10 protein-coding genes and 1 pseudogene are annotated in these 20,212 nt (G+C 63.4%); 8 read left to right on the top strand and 3 right to left on the bottom strand.

Annotated features, from left to right (window positions below; genetic code table 11):
- Nucleotides 1-10 precede the first annotated feature (10 nt).
- From WBK19_RS05790 to WBK19_RS05760, 7 genes are all read left to right on the top strand, one after another.
- Nucleotides 11-1,414, top strand: coding sequence for a sigma-54 interaction domain-containing protein (locus tag WBK19_RS05790; protein WP_511287809.1), 1,404 nt, complete (start codon nt 11-13; stop codon nt 1,412-1,414).
- A 159-nt stretch (nt 1,415-1,573) separates the two neighbouring features.
- Entirely contained in the window at nt 1,574-2,971 is a 1,398-nt protein-coding gene (locus WBK19_RS05785; protein WP_511287807.1) for a GntP family permease, read from the top strand.
- Between the two features lie 31 nt (nt 2,972-3,002).
- Nucleotides 3,003-5,006 carry an acyl CoA:acetate/3-ketoacid CoA transferase gene (locus WBK19_RS05780; RefSeq protein WP_511287805.1) on the top strand — a complete coding sequence of 668 codons (2,004 nt, stop codon included), beginning with the start codon at nt 3,003-3,005 and terminating at the stop codon, nt 5,004-5,006.
- Nucleotides 5,007-5,083: 77 nt separating this feature from the next.
- Nucleotides 5,084-6,217, top strand: coding sequence for an efflux RND transporter periplasmic adaptor subunit (locus tag WBK19_RS05775; protein ID WP_511287803.1), 1,134 nt, complete (start codon nt 5,084-5,086; stop codon nt 6,215-6,217).
- A gap of 70 nt (nt 6,218-6,287) precedes the next feature.
- On the top strand, nt 6,288-9,350 hold the full coding sequence (locus WBK19_RS05770; protein WP_511287801.1) for an efflux RND transporter permease subunit: 3,063 nt from the start codon (nt 6,288-6,290) through the stop codon (nt 9,348-9,350).
- 227 nt (nt 9,351-9,577) lie between these two features.
- Nucleotides 9,578-12,079 carry an ATP-binding protein gene (locus tag WBK19_RS05765; protein WP_511287799.1) on the top strand — a complete coding sequence of 834 codons (2,502 nt, stop codon included), beginning with the start codon at nt 9,578-9,580 and terminating at the stop codon, nt 12,077-12,079.
- A gap of 71 nt (nt 12,080-12,150) precedes the next feature.
- Nucleotides 12,151-12,417: a hypothetical protein gene (locus WBK19_RS05760; protein WP_511287797.1), complete on the top strand. Its 267-nt coding sequence runs from the start codon at nt 12,151-12,153 to the stop codon at nt 12,415-12,417.
- Between the two features lie 20 nt (nt 12,418-12,437).
- Here the strand turns inward: WBK19_RS05760 and WBK19_RS05755 are convergent, their stop codons facing one another.
- From WBK19_RS05755 to WBK19_RS05745, 3 genes are read right to left on the bottom strand one after another with little or no spacing between them, the layout of a single operon-like run.
- Nucleotides 12,438-16,079 carry a translocation/assembly module TamB domain-containing protein gene (locus WBK19_RS05755; protein WP_511287795.1) on the bottom strand — a complete coding sequence of 1,214 codons (3,642 nt, stop codon included), beginning with the start codon at nt 16,077-16,079 and terminating at the stop codon, nt 12,438-12,440.
- 1 nt (nt 16,080) lies between these two features.
- Nucleotides 16,081-17,760, bottom strand: coding sequence for an autotransporter assembly complex protein TamA (locus WBK19_RS05750; protein ID WP_511287793.1), 1,680 nt, complete (start codon nt 17,758-17,760; stop codon nt 16,081-16,083).
- A 9-nt stretch (nt 17,761-17,769) separates the two neighbouring features.
- Nucleotides 17,770-19,827: a site-specific recombinase gene (locus WBK19_RS05745; protein WP_511287791.1), complete on the bottom strand. Its 2,058-nt coding sequence runs from the start codon at nt 19,825-19,827 to the stop codon at nt 17,770-17,772.
- A gap of 168 nt (nt 19,828-19,995) precedes the next feature.
- On the opposite strand from WBK19_RS05745, the pseudogene WBK19_RS05740 reads away from it, so the two are divergent.
- Nucleotides 19,996-20,212: pseudogene (locus WBK19_RS05740) on the top strand (OmpA family protein); the annotation flags it as partial.

Raw genomic sequence — 20,212 nt, 5'->3', positions numbered from 1 at the left:
CGGTGCCGGCATGACCACGCCAGACGATTTGCGCCAGTTGGCGTCGCAGTCCCTGCTCTCGCACTTCGCCGATCTGTGCGAGGGGGCGGTGATTGTCGACGCCTTGGGTAATGTTGCCTGGATGAACGATCAATATCCGGGCCGTCTGGGGATCAGCGATCTGGCGGCGACGATCGGTCGGCCAATCGAAGAAGTGATCCCGAACAGCCAGATGCGGCAGGTGGTCGACAGCGGCCGGCCGATCATGCTCGACATCATGGATTTCGGCGATGAATCCTTTGTCGTGACGCGGCTGCCGTTGCGCGAGGCGAGCGGCAAGGTGGTCGGCGCGGTTGGCTTCATTCTCTACGACGATCCGCGTCACCTGGCGCCGGTGGTGTCGCGCTACCAGCGCTTGCGGGCTGATCTGGCCGAGGCCGAGCGCAAGCTGGCCGATGCCCGGCGGACCAAATACACCTTCTCAAGTTTTGTCGGCGCCGGTGCGCTGTGCTGCGAGTTGAAACAGTCGGCTCGGCGGGCGGCGCGCACTTCGTCCTCGGTCCTCATCCTCGGCGAAACGGGGACGGGCAAGGAGTTGCTGGCCCAGGCCATCCATGCGGCCAGCCCACGCGTGAACGGACCGTTCGTCGCGGTCAACATTGCCGCCGTGCCGGAAACGCTGCTCGAAGCGGAATTTTTCGGTGTCGCTGCCGGGGCCTACACCGGCGCCGACAAGCGCGGCCGCGACGGCAAGTTCAAGCTGGCCGATGGCGGCACCTTGTTCCTCGACGAAATCGGCGACATGTCGCTGGCGCTTCAGGCCAAGCTGCTGCGCGCCCTGCAGGAGCGTGAGTTCGAGCCGGTTGGTTCGAACAAGCTGTTGACCGTCGATGTGCGGATCATCGCGGCGACCAGTCGCGATCTCGAGCAAATGGTTGCCGATGGCCAGTTCCGGGCCGATCTTTACTACCGGCTCAACGTCATTACTGTAAAAACGCCGCCTTTGCGCCAGCGTCCGGAAGACATGGGCCTGTTGGCCGACTACCTGATCGAGCAGATTTGCCGCCTGCAAGGCATTCCCCTGCACGGCATCAGTACGTCGGGCCTCAATCGTCTGCTCCAGCACGACTGGCCGGGCAATGTGCGCGAATTGGCCAATGTGCTCGAACGGGCCTTGTTGATGAGTGATGGCGACATGCTGGAGAGCACCGATCTTGACCGGGTCATGCCGAAGGCCAAGGCATCGCTCGTGCCGCCGTTGGCCAGGGTTCTCGGCATTGCCGAAGTCGTTGCCCAGGCAGAACGACAGGCGATCCTCGCTGCCTTGCGCAGCTGTGCCGGGAACAAGGTTCAGGCCGCCCGGCAGCTGGGTATTTCACGGGCGGCACTTTATGAAAAGATTGCCGGCCTGGGGGTTGATGCCGAGGCGGCCTGAAGTGTCTGCCTGACTGGACAGAGTGTCAGCCAGGGCAGACGTTCGCGATGCCACGGTCAACCGGAAAAAACGTTCAATTCCATAATAGTCAATGAGTTGAATGCGCTGGCACGCCGCGTGCGATAGAGAAGGCTCCGCAATAATATTCAAGGAGACAACGTGGACTTTCTGATCGTTCTGGGCGCCCTGGCGTTCCTGATGTTCGTGGCCTATCGCGGCTACAGCGTCATCCTGTTTGCACCGATCGCCGCCATGGGCGCCGTGCTTTTCATCGACCCCAACATGGTTGCACCGATGTTCACCGGTCTGTTCATGGACAAGATGGTCGGCTTCGTCAAAAACTTCTTCCCGGTCTTTTTGCTCGGCGCCGTTTTCGGCAAGGTCATTGAACTTTCCGGCTTCTCGAAATCGATCGTCGCCTCGGTGATCAAGATGATCGGCAGCGAGCGGGCCATGCTCTCCATCGTCATCGTCTGCGGAGTCCTGACCTACGGTGGCGTTTCGCTGTTCGTCGTCGTTTTCGCGGTCTATCCCTTTGCCGCCGAAATGTTCCGCCAGGGCGGCATTCCGAAGCGCCTGATTCCCGGCACCATTGCACTCGGCGCCTTCACCTTCACGATGGATTCCCTGCCCGGCACGCCGCAGATCCAGAACATCATCCCGACCACCTTCTTCAAGACCGACATCTACGCCGCGCCGTGGCTGGGGATCATCGGTGGCGTGTTCATCTTCATCGTCGGCATGCTCTATCTGGAAAGCGCCCGCCGTCGCGCCGCCAAGGCCGGCGAAGGTTATGGCGAAGGCCACATCAATGAGCCGGAAGCGGTCTCCACCGAGAAACTGGTCCATCCGGCCATCGCCATCCTGCCGCTGATCATGGTCGGCGTCATGAACAAGGTGTTCACCACCGCCATCCCGGCGCTCTACGGCGAGAGCGTGTCGTTCATTCCGGCCGTTATCGGCAAGGCGGCGCCCGTTGTTCAACAGACCAAGGCCGTCGCTGCCATCTGGGCCGTTGAAGGGGCGTTGTTGATCGGTATCGCCACCGTCTTCATCTTTGGCTGGAAGATGGTCATCAGCAAATTCGGCGAAGGCAGCAAGAATGCCATCGGCGGTGCCCTGCTGGCTACCATGAACACCGCTTCGGAATACGGCTTCGGTGCCGTGATCGCCGCGCTGCCGGGCTTCCTGGTCGTCGCCAATGCCCTGAGCTCGATTCCCAACCCGCTGATCAACGAAGCAATTACCGTCACCGCGCTGGCTGGCATCACGGGTTCCGCTTCCGGCGGCATGGGCATTGCGCTGGCCGCCATGGCCGAGACCTTCATTGCCAATGCCAACGCCGCCGGCATCCCGCTAGAAGTCTTCCACCGCGTTGCTTCGATGGCCTCCGGTGGCATGGACACCTTGCCGCACAACGGCGCCGTGATTACGCTGCTCGCCGTCACCGGCCTGACCCATCGCCAGTCATACAAGGACATCTTCGCCATCACCTGCATCAAGACCATGGCGGTCTTTGTGGTGATCGGGGTGTTCTACGCCACCGGTATTGTTTGATAATCCAATAAAAACAAAGAGGAGATAAACCATGGCCTTGTCACGTCACCCAATGGCTTCGTCGCTGCGCGCTTCCGACACCGGCAAGGTGGTGTCGGCACGCGACGCCGTCCGCCTGATCAAGGATGGCGATACCGTCGCCACCGGTGGTTTTGTCGGCATCGGCTTTGCCGAAAATATCGCTGTCGCGCTCGAGGCGCTTTTTCTCGAAGGCGAGGAGGCCGATGTGCACGGCCTCGGTCGGCCGCGTAATTTGACGCTGGTCTACGCGGCCGGGCAGGGTGACGGCAAGGAGCGCGGCCTCAATCACCTCGGCCACGACGGCCTGGTCAGCCGGGTCATCGGCGGCCACTGGGGCCTGGTCCCCAAGTTGCAGCAACTGGCTGTTTCCAACCGGATCGAAGCCTACAACCTGCCGCAGGGGGTAATCACCCACCTCTTCCGCGACATTGCTGCCGGCAAGCCGGGGACGCTGACCCGTGTCGGCCTCGGCACCTTCGTCGATCCGCGTTTCGGCGGTGGCAAGCTCAACGAAATGACGACCAAGGATGTCGTCCGCCTCATGGAAATCGACGGTGAGGAATATCTGTTCTACAAGGCGCTGCCGATCAACGTCGGCATCATTCGCGGCACCACGGCTGACCCCGACGGAAATGTGACGATGGAAAAGGAGGCCTTGACGCTGGAGGCGCAGGCCATCGCCATGGCGGCGCGCAACTCGGGCGGCATCGTCATCGTCCAGGTCGAGCGCATCGCCGAGCGGGGTACGCTGAACCCGCGCCAGGTCAAGATTCCCGGCATCCTGGTCGATTGCGTCGTGGTCGCCGAGAAACCGGAATACCACATGCAAACCTTTGCCGAGCCCTATAGCCCGGCTTTTGCTGGCGAGATCAAGGTGCCGCTGTCGGCCATCGCGGCGATGCCGATGAGCGAGCGCAAGATCATCGCCCGGCGCGCGGCGTTGGAGCTGAAAGCCAATGCCATCGTGAACCTCGGCATCGGCATGCCGGAAGGCGTTGCCAATGTCGCGGCCGAAGAGCAGGTCATCGACCTCATGACGCTCACCGCCGAACCCGGCGTCATTGGCGGCGTGCCGGCCGGCGGCCTGAGTTTCGGGGCGGCGACCAACGCCCAGGCGATCATCGACCAGCCCAGCCAGTTCGATTTCTACGACGGCGGCGGCCTCGACATCGCCTTTCTTGGTCTGGCTCAGGCCGACAAACAGGGCAACCTCAATGTCTCCAAGTTCGGGCCGCGGCTGGCCGGGGCGGGCGGTTTCATCAACATTTCGCAGAACGCCAAGAAAGTCGTCTTCGTCGGCACCTTTACGGCCGGCAATCTGGAGGTTGCAGTCAGTGCCGGCAAACTGAGCATTGTCGAGGACGGCAAGGCGGTGAAGTTTGTCGACGAGGTCGAGCACCGCACCTTCAGCGGCCCGCAAGCCGCCAAGTGGGGCAAGACCGTGCTCTACATCACCGAGCGCTGCGTCTTTAAGCTGACCGCCGAAGGACTGGAACTGATCGAGATCGCACCCGGAATTGATCTGCAGAAGGACATCCTCGACAAGATGGAATTCCGGCCGATCATGCATCGCGAACCGCAGCTCATGGATGCGCGGATCTTTACCGACGAGCCGATGAACTTCCGGGCCGAAATGCTCGAACGGCCGCTGTCGGAACGTCTCACCTACGATCCGGCGCAAAACCTCTTCTTCGTCGACTTTGCCGGGCTCAGCGTACGCAGCGAAGCGGATATCAGCCGCATTCTCGAAGCCGTCGAGAACGAACTCGCGCCGATCGGCCACAAGGTCAACGCCATCGTCAATTACGACCGTTTCTCCATCGTGCCCGAGCTGGTCGATGAGTACATTGGCGTTGTCAAGGGCATCATGGATCGGCACTACCACGACGTGACGCGCTATACCTCGAGCACTTTCCTGCGCATGAAGCTCGGCGAGGCACTCGAGAAACAGCGGATTTCGCCGCGTCTCTTCGAGAGCGCCGATGAAGCCGAGGGGCATCTGGCAAAGCAATGATGACCAGAGGGTCATTAGGCCTGTGACATTGGCCGCGGTATGATTCGACGATTCCCGCGGTCGACACAGGTTTTTGCATGAAATCCAATATATTGGGCCCGCTTGCCGGGCGAAAAACGCACATTGCGCTGGCTATTGCCGCTCTGGTAGTGGCCGGCGCTTTCTTTTTATCGCGCTCCGATGAATCGAAACCGGCCGAAGCTGCCAAGGCAGCCGCCGCCCGGCCGGCGCTGACGGTCACCCTGACTACCCCACAAAATCTCGACTGGCCGCTGGTGCTCCCGGCCAACGGCAATGTCGTCGCCTGGCAGGAGGCGGTGATCGGCGCCGAGATCGCCAATTACCGGATCACCGAAGTCCGCGTCCAGGTTGGCGACAAGGTCAAAAAGGGGCAGGTGCTGGCCCGCATCGCCAGCGATACGGTGGCCAGTGAACTGGCCGAGGCCCGGGCGTCGGTGGCCGAGCTCGAAGCCAGTGCCGCCGAGGCAAAAGGCAATGCCGAGCGGGCGAAGGAGCTCAAGGAAAAGGGCTTCTACAGCTCGCAGCTCAACACCCAGTACCAGACGGCCCAGAATACGGCGCAGGCTCGCCTCGCCGCCGCCCGTGCCCGGCAGCAGGGGGCCGATCTGAAAGTCAGCAAGACTGCTGTGCTGGCGCCGGACGATGGCGTGATTTCAGCGCGCAGCGCGACGGTCGGCTCGCTGACCCAGTCGGGGCAGGAGCTGTTTCGTCTGATTCGCGGCGGTCGGCTCGAATGGCGGGCCGAAGTGCCCTCGGCCGATCTCGGCAAGATCAAGGCCGGCGTTGTCGCGGCGCTCACGGCGCCGGGCGGGGAAACGGTCAAGGGTGCGGTGCGCGCTGTCTCGCCGAGCGTTGATCCGCAGACGCGCAATGGGCTGGTCTATGTCGATTTGCCGGTGACTTCGGCGGTGCGGGCCGGCATGTTCGCGCGCGGCGAGTTTTCGCTGGCGCAAAGCCCGGCGCTGACGCTGCCGCAATCAGCTGTCGTTCTGCGCGAAGGTTTCGCCTACGTTTTCCGGATGGAGCGCGAGGATCGCGTGGCGCAGGCCAAGGTCGCTCTCGGCCGTCGGCTTGGCGAGCGCATTGAGGTTCTTTCCGGGTTGGATCCGGCAGCGCGCGTCGTGGCGACGGGGGCGGGCTTCCTGGCCGATGGGGACATCGTCAAGGTGGTCGACGGGGTTGCAAAATGAGCCGATTTTTCCGGTTGACCGTGGAATTCCGCTTGGCGGCTACGAAGATTGAGATGAAGGGTGTGATGCGATGAACGTTTCATCGTGGTCGATCCGCAATCCGACGCCGGCCATCCTGCTTTTCGTTCTCCTCACGCTGGCCGGCATCATGGGCTTCAAGGCCATGAAGATCCAGCAGTTCATGGACATCGAGTTGCCAAACGTGATCGTCACCGCCAGCCTGCCCGGCGCTGCGCCGGCCCAGATGGAAACCGAAGTGGCGCGCAAGATCGAGAATTCGGTGGCGACGCTGCAGGGCATCAAGCACATCTACACCAAGGTGCAGGACGGCACGGCGACGGTGACCGTCGAATTCCGCCTGGAAAAGCCGACGCAGGAAGCGGTCGACGACGTCCGCGATGCCGTCTCGCGCATTCGTGCCGATTTGCCGGGCGATCTGCGCGACCCGGTGATCAGCAAAATGAACCTGTCCGGCGCCCCGATCCTGACCTACACCGTGGCGTCGAGCCGGATGGATGGCGAGGCGCTGTCGTGGTTTGTCGACAACACCGTCAGCAAGGCCATCCTCTCGGCACGCGGCGTTGGTGCCGTGTCGCGGGTCGGCGGTGTGACGCGCGAAATCCGTATCGAACTCGATCCGGCCAGAATGCTCGCCCTGAGCGTCACTGCGGCCGACATCTCACGCCAGCTCAAGCAGATTCAGCAGGATGCCTCGGGCGGCCGGGCTGACGTTGGCGGCATCGAGCAGTCGGTGCGCACCATCGCCACCGTCAAGAGTGCCGATGAACTGGGTGGCATGGACATCGTGCTCTCCGACGGTCGGCGTATCCGCCTCGATCAGGTGGCGACGATCAGCGATACCGTCGGCGAGCAGCGCACCGAAGCCCTGCTCAACGGCAAGCCGGTCGTCGGCTTCGAGATCACGCGGAGCAAAGGCGCCGGCGAGGTCGAGGTGGCCGACAGCGTCAAGGTCGTCCTCGACAAGCTGAAAGCCGATCATCCCGATATCGAAATCACTGAAGCCTTCAATTTCGTCGATCCAGTCATCGAAAACTACGAAGGCTCAATGAAGCTGCTCATCGAAGGCGCGCTGCTCGCCGTGCTCGTCGTCTGGCTCTTCCTGCGCGATGCCCGGGCCACCTTCGTTTCGGCCGCTGCGCTGCCGCTCTCGGCGGTCCCGACCTTTGCCGCGATGTACCTCATGGGCTTCACGCTCAACGTCGTCACCCTGCTCTCGATGTCGCTGGTCGTCGGTATTCTGGTCGATGATGCCATCGTCGAAATCGAAAACATCATGCGCCACCTGCGCATGGGCAAAACGCCCTACCAGGCAGCCATGGAAGCTGCCGACGAAATCGGCCTGGCGGTCATCGCCACCACCTTCACGCTGATCGCCGTGTTCCTGCCGACGGCCTTCATGGGCGGCGTTGCCGGCAAATTCTTCGTCCAGTTCGGGTGGACCGCAGCCGTCGCCGTTTTCTTCTCGCTCGTCGTCGCCCGCATGCTGACGCCGATGATGGCCGCCTACATTCTCAAGCCGGTCAGTCACGACGAGCCGACGCCACGCTGGTTGAAGTATTACGAAGGCTGGGCCACCTGGTGTCTCAAGCACCGCATCCTGACCATGCTCGGCGCCGCCTTCTTCTTCGTCGGCTCCTTCATGCTCGTCCCTCTGCTGCCCACCGGCTTCGTCCCGGCCGACGACGTTTCGCAAACCCAGATCTATCTCTCCCTGCCGCCCGGCGCGACGCTCAAGGAATCGGTCGCCATTGCCGAGCAGGCCCGCCACATTGCCGAGGCCAACGAGCACGTCAAGCTGGTCTATACCGCCGTCGGCGGTGGCAAGGCCGGCAGCGATCCATTCGCAGCCTCGGGTGCTGCCGAGGTACGGAAATCCACGTTGACCATCAACCTGACGCCACGCAGCGAACGTTCGGGCATCAGCAAGCAGGTCATCGAAGACCAGTTGCACGAGGCGCTGACGGTGATCCCCGGCGCCCAGATCAAGGTTGGCCTGGCCTCCGGCAACGCCAAATACGTTCTTGTCCTGGCCAGCGAAAACGGGCCGCTGCTTTCCGAGCACGCCCGCCTCGTCGAGCGCAACCTGCGGACCATTCCCGGCATCGGCGGCATTACGACGACAGCCAGCCTGGTTCGCCCGGAACTGGTCATTCGCCCCGATTTCGCCCGCATGGCCGACCTCGGCGTGACCTCGGCGGCCATCGCCGACACCTTGCGTATCGCCACCGCCGGCGACTACGACCAAGGGCTGGCCAAGCTCAACCTCGCCCAGCGCCAGGTGCCCATCGTCGTCAAGCTGCCGCCTGAGGCGCGCACCGATCTTGCTCTGCTCGAACGCCTGACCGTGCCCGGCAAGCACGGCCCGGTCATGCTCGCCAACGTCGCTTCGGTGAGCATTGCCGGCGGCCCGGCCGAGATCGACCGCTATGACCGCCTGCGCAACATCAATTTCGAAATCGAGCTGAACGGCCAGCCGCTCGGCGACGTCGAGGCTGCCGCCCTCAAGCTGCCCAGCCTCGCCAATCTGCCACCCGGTGTCATCCAGACCACGGTCGGGGACGCCGAGGCCATGGGCGAACTGTTCGCCAGTTTCGCGCTGGCCATGGCGACCGGCGTACTGTGCATCTACATCGTGCTCGTCCTGCTCTTCAAGGACTTCGTCCAGCCGGTGACCATCCTCGCCGCCCTCGTGCTCTCCGTGCCGGGCGCTTTCCTGGCGCTGTTCATCACCAGCACGGCGCTGTCGATGCCGTCGATGATCGGCCTCATCATGCTCATGGGCATCGCCACCAAAAACTCCATTCTGCTCATCGACTACGTCGTTCTCGCCCGTCGCGAGCACGGGCTGGATCGCTGGCACGCGCTACTCGATGCCTGCCGCAAGCGGGCCCGGCCGATCGTCATGACCACCGTCGCCATGGGCGCCGGCATGATGCCGATTGCTCTCGGTATCGGCACCGACCCGAGCTTCCGGGCGCCGATGGCCATCGTCGTCATCGGCGGCCTGATTACCTCGACCTTCCTGAGTCTGCTCGTCATCCCGGTGGTGTTTACCTACGTCGATGACCTGATCGGGCTGGTTCGGGCTCGCCTGGGGCTCAAGCCGCACTAAGCGTCGCGGCAGATGGGGTGCGGACGGAGGGTTTTGGCGAAAATCTGAATGAGTCGCGAGGCGCCATCGCCATGGAGATGATCGTCAGATCGCGGTTATAGAGTCATTCCTGTCGGGACGGTCTTGACTTTGGTAATGGGCGAGGCGAGCATCACGCTCCTTATTCATCGGCAGGTGCCGTGCTTTTTTCGCCGCCTGATGCCGTGCGATGACAGATGCGCCAGTTGGTGAGCGAAATTCCTGCAAAAAAATACTCCGTTTTGTCACTCAGGCCGCAACTCTGGCTGATGCTGGTGTTTGGTCTGGGGCTCGTCTGGGCGATGGCCTGGTATGAGCTCGAGCGAAGCCGGGCGGGTTATCTGCGTGAAGTCGAGAACTCAACCCGGTTTCAGGCGCAGGCCTTTGCCGAGAGCGCATTTTCGGCCATCAAACGCCTTGACCAGATGCTGCTCGATCTGCGAACCCAGTGGGATGGGCGCCCCGAGCGCTTCGCCGAACAGGTAAAACGTCGCCAGCAATACATGGCCGACATGGCCTTTCAGGTGGCCGTTATCGATGCCGAGGGCTGGTTGGCTTATTCCAATCTGTCGGTCGCCAGTGAGCGCGTGTTTCTTGGCGAACGCGAGCATTTTCGGGCACACCTTGATGGTGGCGACCGACTGTTCATCAGCAAGCCGATCAAGGGCAAGGTGTCCGGCAAATGGTCCATCCAGTTCACCCGGCCGATCCTGGTCAACGGGCGTTTGACGGGGGTGATAGTGGCTTCCGTCAGCCCGGGTTCGGTGGCGGCCTACAGTGAAAAAATCGCCCCGGAGGCGAGCAGCACCGTGGTTGCCGATAGCGGCGACATTGTCGCGCGCGAGCCTGGTTTCGAAAACGCCATGGGTAAGAAAATTGTCGGGGCCCCTTATCTGCCGCCAGGTGCGCCCTTGTCCGGCAGTTTCACGCGACAGGCCCAGGTAGATGGTGTCGAGCGGGTCTACGGGTTTTACCGACTGCCGGACTACGGCCTGAATTTTGTCATCGGGCATGCTGTCGAACAGGTGTTGATGCCTTTCTATAGTCACCGGCGGGTCGTGCTTGGCGCAGCTTCGGGGGTCAGCATCGTTTTTGCGGCCTTCATGCTGTTTCTGTTCCGTTCGCTGGCGTTGCGGGCCGACATGGGGAGGCGTCTGCATGATAGCCAGGCGATGCTCGCTTCGGCGGTCGATACCATCGGCGAGGCCTTTGTCATTTACGATCAGGATGACCGACTGGCTTATTCAAATGAGCAGTATCGTCAGTATTACCGGAGCTCTTCCGACCTGCTGGTTCCCGGAAAAAGCTTCGAGGAAATCATTCGCACGGGCGCTGAACGCGGCCAGTACAAGGAGGCCATCGGCCGCGAAGACGAATGGATAGCCGAGCGTCTGGCCGCTCATCGCGGCGGCAATACTGAGATCATTCAGCAGCTTGATGACGGCCGCTGGCTGCGGATTCTCGAGCGCCGGACACCGGAAGGATTCACTGTCGGTTTTCGCATTGACGTGACCGAGCTTTACGCTGCCAAGGAGGCGGCAGAGGCGGCCAATCGGGCCAAGAGCAGTTTTCTGGCGATGATGTCGCATGAAATCCGCACGCCGATGAACGGCATCCTGGGCATGGCTCAACTGCTGCTGATGCCAGGGGTGTCGAATGACGAGCGCAATGACTACGCGCGCATCATCCTCAATTCGGGCCAGACCTTGCTGGCGCTGCTCAACGATGTCCTCGATCTGTCGAAGATCGAGGCCGGCAAGCTGGCCCTGTCCGACGCGGTCTTCGATCCGAAGCAAATCATCGACGAAACCGCCATGCTTTTTTCCGGGCCGGTTCACGACAAGGAACTCGAGGTTCGGGCGAGCTGGCGGGGCGAAGCGGGCACACGCTACCGTGCCGACTCGATCCGGTTGCGCCAGATGCTGTCCAATCTGGTCAGCAATGCAGTGAAATTTACGGCGCACGGCTTTGTCGATATCGAGGCGAGCGAGGTCAGCCGTGACGCGCACGGGGCGATCCTCGAGTTTTCCGTCCGCGACAGCGGGATCGGCATTTCCTTGGGCCAGCAGTCGCAGCTTTTCGAGCCGTTTTCGCAGGCCGATAGTTCGACGACCCGCGAGTTTGGCGGCACCGGCCTTGGCCTCTCCATCGTCCGCCGTCTGGCCGAAATGATGGGCGGGGAAGTCGGCGTCGAGAGTCAGTCCGGGCAGGGGGCGCGTTTCTGGTTCCGGATTCGCGCCAGGATCGTCGAAGCTGGCGAGGACAGTCGTCAGGCGACCCGAAACCGGGAGCCCGAAGTCAAGAACGCGTCGGCCAGCCAGGTTGGCCGGATACTGGTGGTCGAGGACAATCTGGTGAACCGCAAAGTGGTCAGCGCCATGCTCCAGAAAGAGGGTTTCGTGGTCGAGGTGGCCGAGAACGGACTGGAAGCGCTGACAGCCATTACCAGCGGACTGTGCCCGGATCTGATCCTGATGGACGTCCAGATGCCGATCATGGACGGTCTCGAGTCTACCCGCCTGATCCGCGACTGGGAGCAGGAAAAGGGATTGCCGCGCCGGCCCGTCGTGGCCCTAAGCGCCGCAGCCTTCGTCGAGGATCAGCAGCGCTGCATGGCGGCCGGCATGGACGATTTTCTGGCCAAACCGATCAATCATGCCGAGTTGCTGGGCATGGTCGGCAAGTGGTTGGGCAACTTCAAGGCTCATTGATGGCAAGCGTGAAATATGTCACTGACCTCAAAAAAGGATGGCGCTAACCTGAGTCAACAGGAGGTGCTGTCATGACGATTACTGCAAGCGTAGCGTTTTTCAAGAGTGAATTTGTCGCGGCTTTGAGCGATGGCCGGCGCGTTGAGCGGCACGACTGGCGTGCCATGGCGCAGGCGCTTTATGAGCTTGGTGTTGACGATACCGCCATCAACTACGAATGGCACAATGGCCAGCGCATGATCACGGCCGGGCAGCAGGTGGCCTTGCGGGCTGAAATTCGGCGTCTGGCCCATATGTCCGCACACCACACCGTAAAAAACCACATCGCCGCAGCATGATTCGCCAGATTGTTTCGTTCTTACTCGACGATGGGCTTTTTTTCTGCACGCCCGAAGGTCAGCGTGTAGAAAATATCCAGCGCGTTGTCGCTGCCGGCGCGGCCAATGACAGCGATTTGTCGGGTCAGGTTGACGGTCAGCTTGACGATCCCTTCGGCCCGGCCCAGCGTCTGCTCGTAGGAAACAAGCGCGTTTGACGTCAGGCGTTTGCCGACGCTGAGAATCTGCTGGCCGGTCGTCCCGGCCGTGTCGATGCTGTTGCCGCCGGCCACCCGACTGCCTGGCTGGCGCCCGCCGGTGTCACCGATATTGCCCTGACGAAGGCCGAATTCGTCGAATCCGAAAGTCTTTTTCAACTGCTGGACAAGATTCCCCGAATCGTTGCCGAGCAGGCCGCCGGCCGCCGAGAAGAGCAGCGTCGCGTCGCCGGCGCCCATCTGTTCCGGGCCGTGGCCGAGGACCAGCCAGGCGAGTTTTTCGGCGTCAGGCAACTCCGGGTCGGAGATCAGTTTGATGACCGGCCGTTGCGCCGAGCCGCTGATCTGGACGCCGGGTTCGACCGACAGCCCCTTGCGCACGGCGCGCACATCGAGGCCGGGATTGTCGAGCAGACCGTTGAAACTCAGGATGCCGCGCTCGATCTCCAACTTTTGACCATAGGCTTCGTAGCGGCCATTGCGGGCGCGGATGGTGCCGCTGGCCCGCGGCAGGTCGCGGCCGTGGGCGGTTATGCGGATGCTGCCGGCCAGCCGGCTCGACAGGCCGGCGCCGTTGAAGAGGAAGTTGCGGCCGAGGTCGGTGTTGATGTCGAGTTCGAGCTTGGGGCGCAGGCTGGCGGCGGGCTTTTCTGTGCCCGGGCGCTTGACCACGACGTCGTCGGATAGGCGCGGCGTGCCGCCGGGGGCGAGTTGCCAGTAGCCGGCATCGACGGCCAGTTTGCCGACGGCGCCAAGGGTTCCGTCTTTGAGGCTGAGCCGGCCGTTGCCGGAAACCATCACCCACTGATCGGGCAGCTGGAAAGCGCCTAGGCGGTCGAGTTTGATGTCGAGAAAAGCGTTGTCGCTCTGCATTCCACGGTCAACCCGAATTTCGCCCGAAATTTCAAGTCGCCCCGGCTGTTTGGTCAGCGCCGCCAGGTCGTCGCGCGCATCGAGCCGGATCGCCCGGGGCATCGGCTGGAGCAAGCTGTCGAAGCCGAGGCGGTTGATGTGCAGCAGGTTGTTGCGCAGATCGACATCGAGTTCGCCGCGCGCCAGGTTGAGGCCTTGTGTGGGCAGGCGCAGGGCCAGTTTTTCGCCGCGGAAGCGGCCGCTGCTCAGCGGCGCGGCCGGCGTGCCGGCGAGTTGCAGTTCGCCGTTGAGGCGGCCTTCGCTCTGCCAGCCCTCGCCGATCAGCTCGGCCAGCCAGCCGAGGTCGGCGATGTCGGTTTTCAGGCGGCCCTGCCAGCGGGCGTTTTGGTTGAGCGACCAGGCGCCGAGCATGGCGGCGGTGAGTTCGCCATCGACCTGGCCGATGCGGCTGCCGCTGGCGTTCAGGCTGGCGTGCAGTTTTCCGGCGTCGGCCGCAGCCTGCAGAGTGGCTTGCCAGTCGAGCGGATCACCGACGAATTTGGTCGGGCCGACGTTCCAGCCGGTGGCGGCGAGCTTGATGGGGGCCGGCGCGGCGAGGTGGAAATTGCGCGATTTGTCGGGGCTGTTCAGTTTCGCTTCGAGCAGCCGCCCTTGCCACTGGCTGAAATCGCTGCTCAAACCGCCGTCCACCGCGATATTCAACAGATTCTTGCCGGCCACTTCGGCGCTGGCTGTCAGGCTGTGCGCCTGGTTGGTGCCTTCGCCATGCAGGCGGATGGCGCGCAGCAGGCCGGGCTGGTCCGGCCTGTCGAGGGCGGCGATGGCGAGATCGAGGTTCAGCGGCGAGCCGGCTTCGCCACCGCCATCGGCCTTCAGGCTCAGACCGGTGAGGCGGGCGACGCCGGGCTTGCCGATTTTGGCGGCGTTCAACTGGCCGGCGATTTTCGGATTTTGTGCTGAGCCGCTCAGGTCGAAGCGGCCGGTGATGCCGCCATCAAGGCCGTAGGGAGCGAGTTGCTGGGCATCCAGATCGACGATCACGGTGTCGCCGGGCTGGCCGAAAGCGCCTTTGGCCGACAGATGGTTGGCGCCGGAGATGAGCTGGATATCGATGCCCGGAATGCGCGGCCAGTCGATGGCGAGTTTGCCCTGGCCGTTCAGCGGCTGACCGGCGACCCGGCTGTCCTTGAGCGTGAAGCTGGCGTCGACGACGGCGCGCGGGTCGAGCCGGCCGTCGGCCTTGAAACTGGCGTTGATCTGCGCCGCCGGCAGTTTGGCGAAGCGGCTCGGGTCGAAGCGTTGCAGTTCGCCTTCGGCCGTGAAGGCGCGCGGCGTTTTGAGGTTGAGTTCAGCCTTGGCGCTCAGGCGGGCATCACCGGCCGAGACTTGCAGTTGCGGCAGGTCGATGCGCTGGTCGGCGTGGCTGGCCTCGGCGAGCAGGGTAAAGGTGGCGTCTTTCAGATTGAGCTTGAGTTGCTGGCGGTCGGCGCCGACCAGACTTGAAATTTGGCCATTTAATCGGGTCGACCGTAGGGTCGAGACGAGTTGCGCGGCGTCGAGCCGGCTGGCGGTCAATGCCAGTTTGAGGGCGCCGTCGCGCCATTCGCCGCTGCCGTTGAATTCGCTGCCGCCGGGCAGGGTGGCGTGCAGCGTAGAGAATTTTGCGCTGCTGCCCTGCCAGTCGACCGTGCCGGCCAGCGTGGTGAGCGGCAGGCGCTGGCGGTCGAGGGGGCCGGGTTGGTGATTGGTCAGGCCGAAGCTGCCGATGATGCCATCGCCTTGCGGCACGACGTCGGCGGTGATGCTGAGTTTGGCCTGCGGTGCGCCGGGCTGCCAGGTGGCCGGGTCGATGTCTTCAAGCAGGAGGCGGGCGCTGGCGAAAGCGGCGTCGGCGAAGGGCGTGAGCGCCACCTCGGCCGTGCCGGCGACGCCTTGCGTGGCGACGGCGGTCAGTGCAATGCGTTCGAGCGGGCCGTTGGCGGTCAGCGCCAGGGCGAGCGGGCGCTCGTCAAGCTGGCCGGAAATCTCGGCGCTGGCGGCGAGCGGCAGGGGGGCGAGGCCGTCGAGGCTGGCGCTGCCCGTAATGGCGATGCCGCCGGTCAGGGCGTGCAGGTCTTCGATTTGGTGCTGGCGGCCATCGCTGGTGAAACTGGCGGCGAGGTCGGTGGCGGTGAAGGCGTCGCCAACGCTCAATTTCAAAATTACGAGTTTTTTCGCGTTGACCGTGACAGGCAGTTGCAGGTCGGTCGGGGCGGGCGTCGGCGTGTCGCTCGGGGTGGTGACGATGTGCAGGTCGGCGATGCTCAGTTCGGCGATGTCCAGCGCGCCGCGGAACAGGGCTGACGGCGACCAGTCGAGGTGAATTTGCTTCGCTTCGATTTGCTGCTTGGCGGCTTGCCAGCGCAGTTGGCCGATATCCATGTTGCCGAGCAGGCGGCCGCTGGCTTGTTCGATCTGCAGCTGGCCGGCGGTGGCGTTTTGGGCCAGTCCGATGGCGGTTTGCAGGCCGCTTTCGCTGGTCGTCAGCCAGCCGAATCCGCCGATGACGGCGGCGCTGGCGAGGAGAGCGAAAAGAGTGAGAGGGCGTTTCATGTCAGAAGGGGATGGCCAGCGAGAAGTGCAGGTGCACTTCCTTGTTGCGTTCGCCGTAGGCGAGATCGATGCCGATTGGCCCGGCCGGGCTGCGCCAGCGGGCGCCGAGGCCGGCGCCAACCGCGAGGCGGATATCCTGCAGCGAATCGACCGCGTCGCCGGCGTCGACGAAGGCGGCGATGCCCCAGCTGTCGTTCAGCCAGTGCGTCACTTCGGCGCTGGCGATGGCCAGGTAGCGGCCACCGACAATGGCGCTGCCTTCCCGGATGCCGAGGCTCTGGTAGGCGTAGCCGCGCACCGAGCCGGCGCCGCCGGTGCGGAACAGGTAATCCTGCGGAATGTACTGACGCGAGTCGGCGAAGGTGTAGCCGATTTCGCCGCGCAGGTTGAGCGTGTCGGCGCGGCCGAGCGGGATGTAGTGCTGGACGCGGCTGTGCAGGCGAACGAAATTCTGGTCGGAAAGCGCGGCCTTGGCGCCGCCGCCGATCTGCACCTGGATGACGGTGCCGTCACGCGGGTCGAGCAGGTTGTCGATGTGGCGCCAGGTCCATACGCCGTTCGGGACGAGAGCCCGGGCGGTTTGCGGCGAGGCGCCGCTGGCTTCGCGCTTTTCCTCTTGCCAGTTGAGCGAGAGGCGCTGTTCGACGATGCCGCGTTGCTGCACAGTCTGGGCGCCGAAGGCGTAGCGCTCGGTTTTCAGGCCCTGGATGTCGGCGGCTTCGGCCATGATGCCGAAGCTGTGCCGGCGGTTGCGCTCGTCGGGCGGGAGGAAGACGTCGCTGTAGGCGGTCTGCCTTTTCTGCTCGAAGCGCAGGCCGCTGTCGAGCGCCCAGCCCCGGCCGAGCAGGTTGGGCGTGTGGTAATTCACCTCGACGCGGGCGCCGGTGTTGGAGCTGGCGCCGGCGCCGAAGGAGACGCGATGGGGCGAACGCTCGCGGACGCGGACGAGGACGGGCGCCGTCGCCGTGCCGTCCTCGTTGACCACGGCCGCCTCGCGGTCGAGCGTGGTCTGCACCGAGGAAAAATAGGGTGTCGATTGCAGCATGCCTTGCAGTGCACTCAGGCGGTCGGCACGGTAAGGCTGGCCGGCCTGCACGGCGCGGTTGTAGCGTTCGATGAGGTCGGGCGGGTAGTTTTCCAGGCCCTCGACGCGAATCCCGCCGAAGCGGTAGCGCGGGCCGGCATCGTAGTGAGCGCTTAGCTCGGCGCGGTGGGTTTCGGCGTCGATGCTGGCTTCGCTGTCGAGCAGCGAGGCATCAGCATGTTCGACGGCCAGTAGCTCGGAAAGGATCTGCTGCTTGGCATCGTTCCAGTCTTCCTGGCGGAAAGGCTGGCCGACCGGCAGGCCCCAGCCGGCAATCAGGGCCGATTTCGTTATTGGCTCAATTTTCCCGTCGACCGTGACATTGACGCTGGCGATGGTCGTCCGCGGCCCGGGATCGATGGCCAACTTGAGGCCGTCATCGGCTTCGCTGAAAGTGAATTCCGGCGAAAAATAGCCTTCAGTAGCGAGAATATCGCTGAGTTGCCCCTGCAAACGGCTCGGATTGCCGGCTTCCTCGGGCAACCAGGGCGCCAGCAGCTTGCTGATGTCCTTCGGCGCCTGCACGGCCAGCTCGCCGGCGACCAGCGGGGTGGCTATGGCGAGCAGAAAAAGGAGTGGCAGTTGGCGGGTGATCACGCCGTCATTTTACGCGTCAGCTATGGCTTGGCGCGGCGGCAGCAAGAAACTGCGCGGCTGGTGGATCACTCGGCTCCAGAGGACGCGGAGCAAGGGCCCCCAGTGTTCGAAAACGATGCCCCGGGCGCGCATGGCGGTGCGCATGGCCAGCGCGAAGCTGACGGCGAGGTTGGTGAAGCCGATGGCGGCGATGCCGAAGGCGGCCCAGGCGATGGCCTTGAGCGGCAATTCGAACTGGAAGCCGACCAGCGCGTAGCCGAGGTTGGCCGAGGCGAAGGCGATGTGGCGGATGTCGAGCGGCAGGCCGAGGATGGTGCCGATGACGCCGGTCGAGCCAAGCATGCAGCCGAACAGGAAGTTACCCATGATGCCGCCCAGGTGTTCCTGAATGTAGCTGCCGATGCGCCCGGCCCGCTCGCCGCCGGCCAGCGCCTGCAGCCAGCGCAGGCGGGCGATGCGCGGGCCGATGTCGGCGTAGGCGGCGCGGTTGTCGAAATAGCCGGAGATCAGGCCGGACAGAAACAGGTAAAAACCGGCGATGGCGGCGTGCGGCAGCGCCCAGGACAGCGGATCGAGATCGGCAATGAGGTGGGCACCCTTGTCAACCGTGATGGCCGGCTCGCCAGCCCAATAGCTCAGGCCGAAACCGACGGCAATGGCGACCGGCAGGGCAACCATGACGTTGCCGGCAATGGCGGCGAGCTGGCTGCGGCTGACCGCGGCAACGACATCGACCAGCCGCTCGAGATCGGCGCTGCGCGTTGGCTTGATGTCGCCGAGCAGGCCGGCCAGGGTTTGCGCCGTCATCGCCGGCTGCTTGGTGGCGACCGTCATGCCAAGCAGGAAGATGATGACGAAGCCCAGTCCATAGATCATGCTGAACATGAAAGCTTCGCCGAACAGCGGCGCCTGCAGGGCGGCGGCCTTGATCTTGAGCAGCGCCATGAGTCCGATCAGCACGCCGGCGCCAGCCGCCGAGTGCCACATGTTGCGGCAATCGGCTTGCGTTTGGCAGATGTAATGTTCGCCCGAGCGCGCCGCGTTTTCGGTTACACGAACAGCAAGCAGGCGGGAGAGCTGGGCGACGTAAAAGCGCAGGCTGTTGCGGCGGTTTTCGGCGAGAAAAGCGGCGTGGGCGAATTCGCCCCAGGACTGGATGGCCTCGCTGCGGGTGGTCGATAGCTGGCTGGCGGTGAGGATGGCGGTAAGATCGCGCAGGCGGTCCAGGCTTTGCTCAGCGCGCGTCAACAGGTAGGAAAGATGGAGGCTGGTCCCGACAGTGAGCGCCCGCTTACGTATCCGCTGGAGCGTGCACTGGCATTGGTCGGCGATGACCAGTAGCTGGCTGCCGTCGTCAGCAACTTGTTCGGGATCGTTGAGTGCGGCGCGGAAGGCATTGACGAAATCCAGCGCCTCGGCGGAGAGCGCGACGAAGCTAGGTGTGTCGTCGTCGAAATTGGGCGAGGCGCGCATCAGCTCGTTTTCGATACCCAGGCCACTGACCCTGTGGGCGAGCAGCAGTACGGCGTCGAGCATCTGTTCCTGGATGCGGTGCCAGTCGACATTGCGCAGTTCCTCGGCTGGGGCGAGCAGCGCCCAGAAGCGTTGCGAGGCCTCGGGTGGAATCTCCTCGAGCCAGCGCCAGTCGTCGGTGTTGTCGTAGATGACATGCAGGCAGTCTTTCAGCCGGCGTTCGTCGGGGACTTCCGGCAACAGATGGCTGCCGAGGATGCGCCACCATTCCGAGAAAAAACCGGTGCCCGGCAGAACTCCGCTTTCGGTGAAAAAGGTGACGAGCCGGCGCGTCGCGACGAAATGCACGACATGGCAGCGAAAGACAGCGAGCAAGGCCGGGTCGGATTCGAGTCGGTCGAGCATGAATTGGTAACGCTCAGGCGATCTGCCGTCGCGCCGATTTTGCGGGCGCAGGGCGGCAACCAGCCGGCGCATCAGTTCGAGCGTATCGGCTTGGGGATGGCGAAAGCTGTTCAGGGCATCAGCCAGCGGGTCGCCTACCGGCGATGCCTGGCCAAACAGCCAGAGGAAAAAGGCTTGGATTTTTGTCATATTATTTTGGGTCCGGAGTGGCCGTCAGGGTGTCGGACGAACCCATGGTAACGGAGATAAAGGCTGCCCGCCATGGGCGACAAGTGGTTGAAATGTGACGATTCGTAATAGAATTCGGAGGTTTCAAAATAATCTTTCATCCTAATTACTACACCGGGACTGCCAAAAATGAATATCGTCAAAAAATCTCTGGTTCTGGCCCTGCTGGCCGGCATCGGTTTCTCTGCTGTTGCCCAAGAACGCGTTTACTTGATTGATCAGCGTGACGTCGTCGCCAAGTCCGGTTTCGGCCTGTGCTGGCGTGATGGCTACTGGACCCCGGCCGCTGCTGCCGCCGACAAGGCCGGTTGCGAGTGCGACAAGGACCTGCTGCCGAAGGAAGCCT

It is taken from the genome of Azonexus sp. (assembly GCF_049652925.1).
Taxonomy (GTDB): Bacteria; Pseudomonadota; Gammaproteobacteria; order Burkholderiales; family Rhodocyclaceae; genus Azonexus.
Note: the sequence above shows the minus strand (reverse complement) of the source record. Positions and strands in the feature narration are given on the sequence as shown.

Excerpts from the sequence above, each read along its gene's own strand:
- WBK19_RS05790 (WP_511287809.1), top strand. The coding sequence starts at position 11 with ATGACCACGCCAGACGATTTGCGCCAGTTGGCGTCGCAGTCCCTGCTC.
- WBK19_RS05760 (WP_511287797.1), top strand. The coding sequence starts at position 12,151 with ATGACGATTACTGCAAGCGTAGCGTTTTTCAAGAGTGAATTTGTCGCG.
- WBK19_RS05770 (WP_511287801.1), top strand. The coding sequence starts at position 6,288 with ATGAACGTTTCATCGTGGTCGATCCGCAATCCGACGCCGGCCATCCTG.
- WBK19_RS05775 (WP_511287803.1), top strand. The coding sequence starts at position 5,084 with ATGAAATCCAATATATTGGGCCCGCTTGCCGGGCGAAAAACGCACATT.
- WBK19_RS05755 (WP_511287795.1), bottom strand. The coding sequence starts at position 16,079 with ATGAAACGCCCTCTCACTCTTTTCGCTCTCCTCGCCAGCGCCGCCGTC.
- WBK19_RS05745 (WP_511287791.1), bottom strand. The coding sequence starts at position 19,827 with ATGACAAAAATCCAAGCCTTTTTCCTCTGGCTGTTTGGCCAGGCATCG.
- WBK19_RS05780 (WP_511287805.1), top strand. The coding sequence starts at position 3,003 with ATGGCCTTGTCACGTCACCCAATGGCTTCGTCGCTGCGCGCTTCCGAC.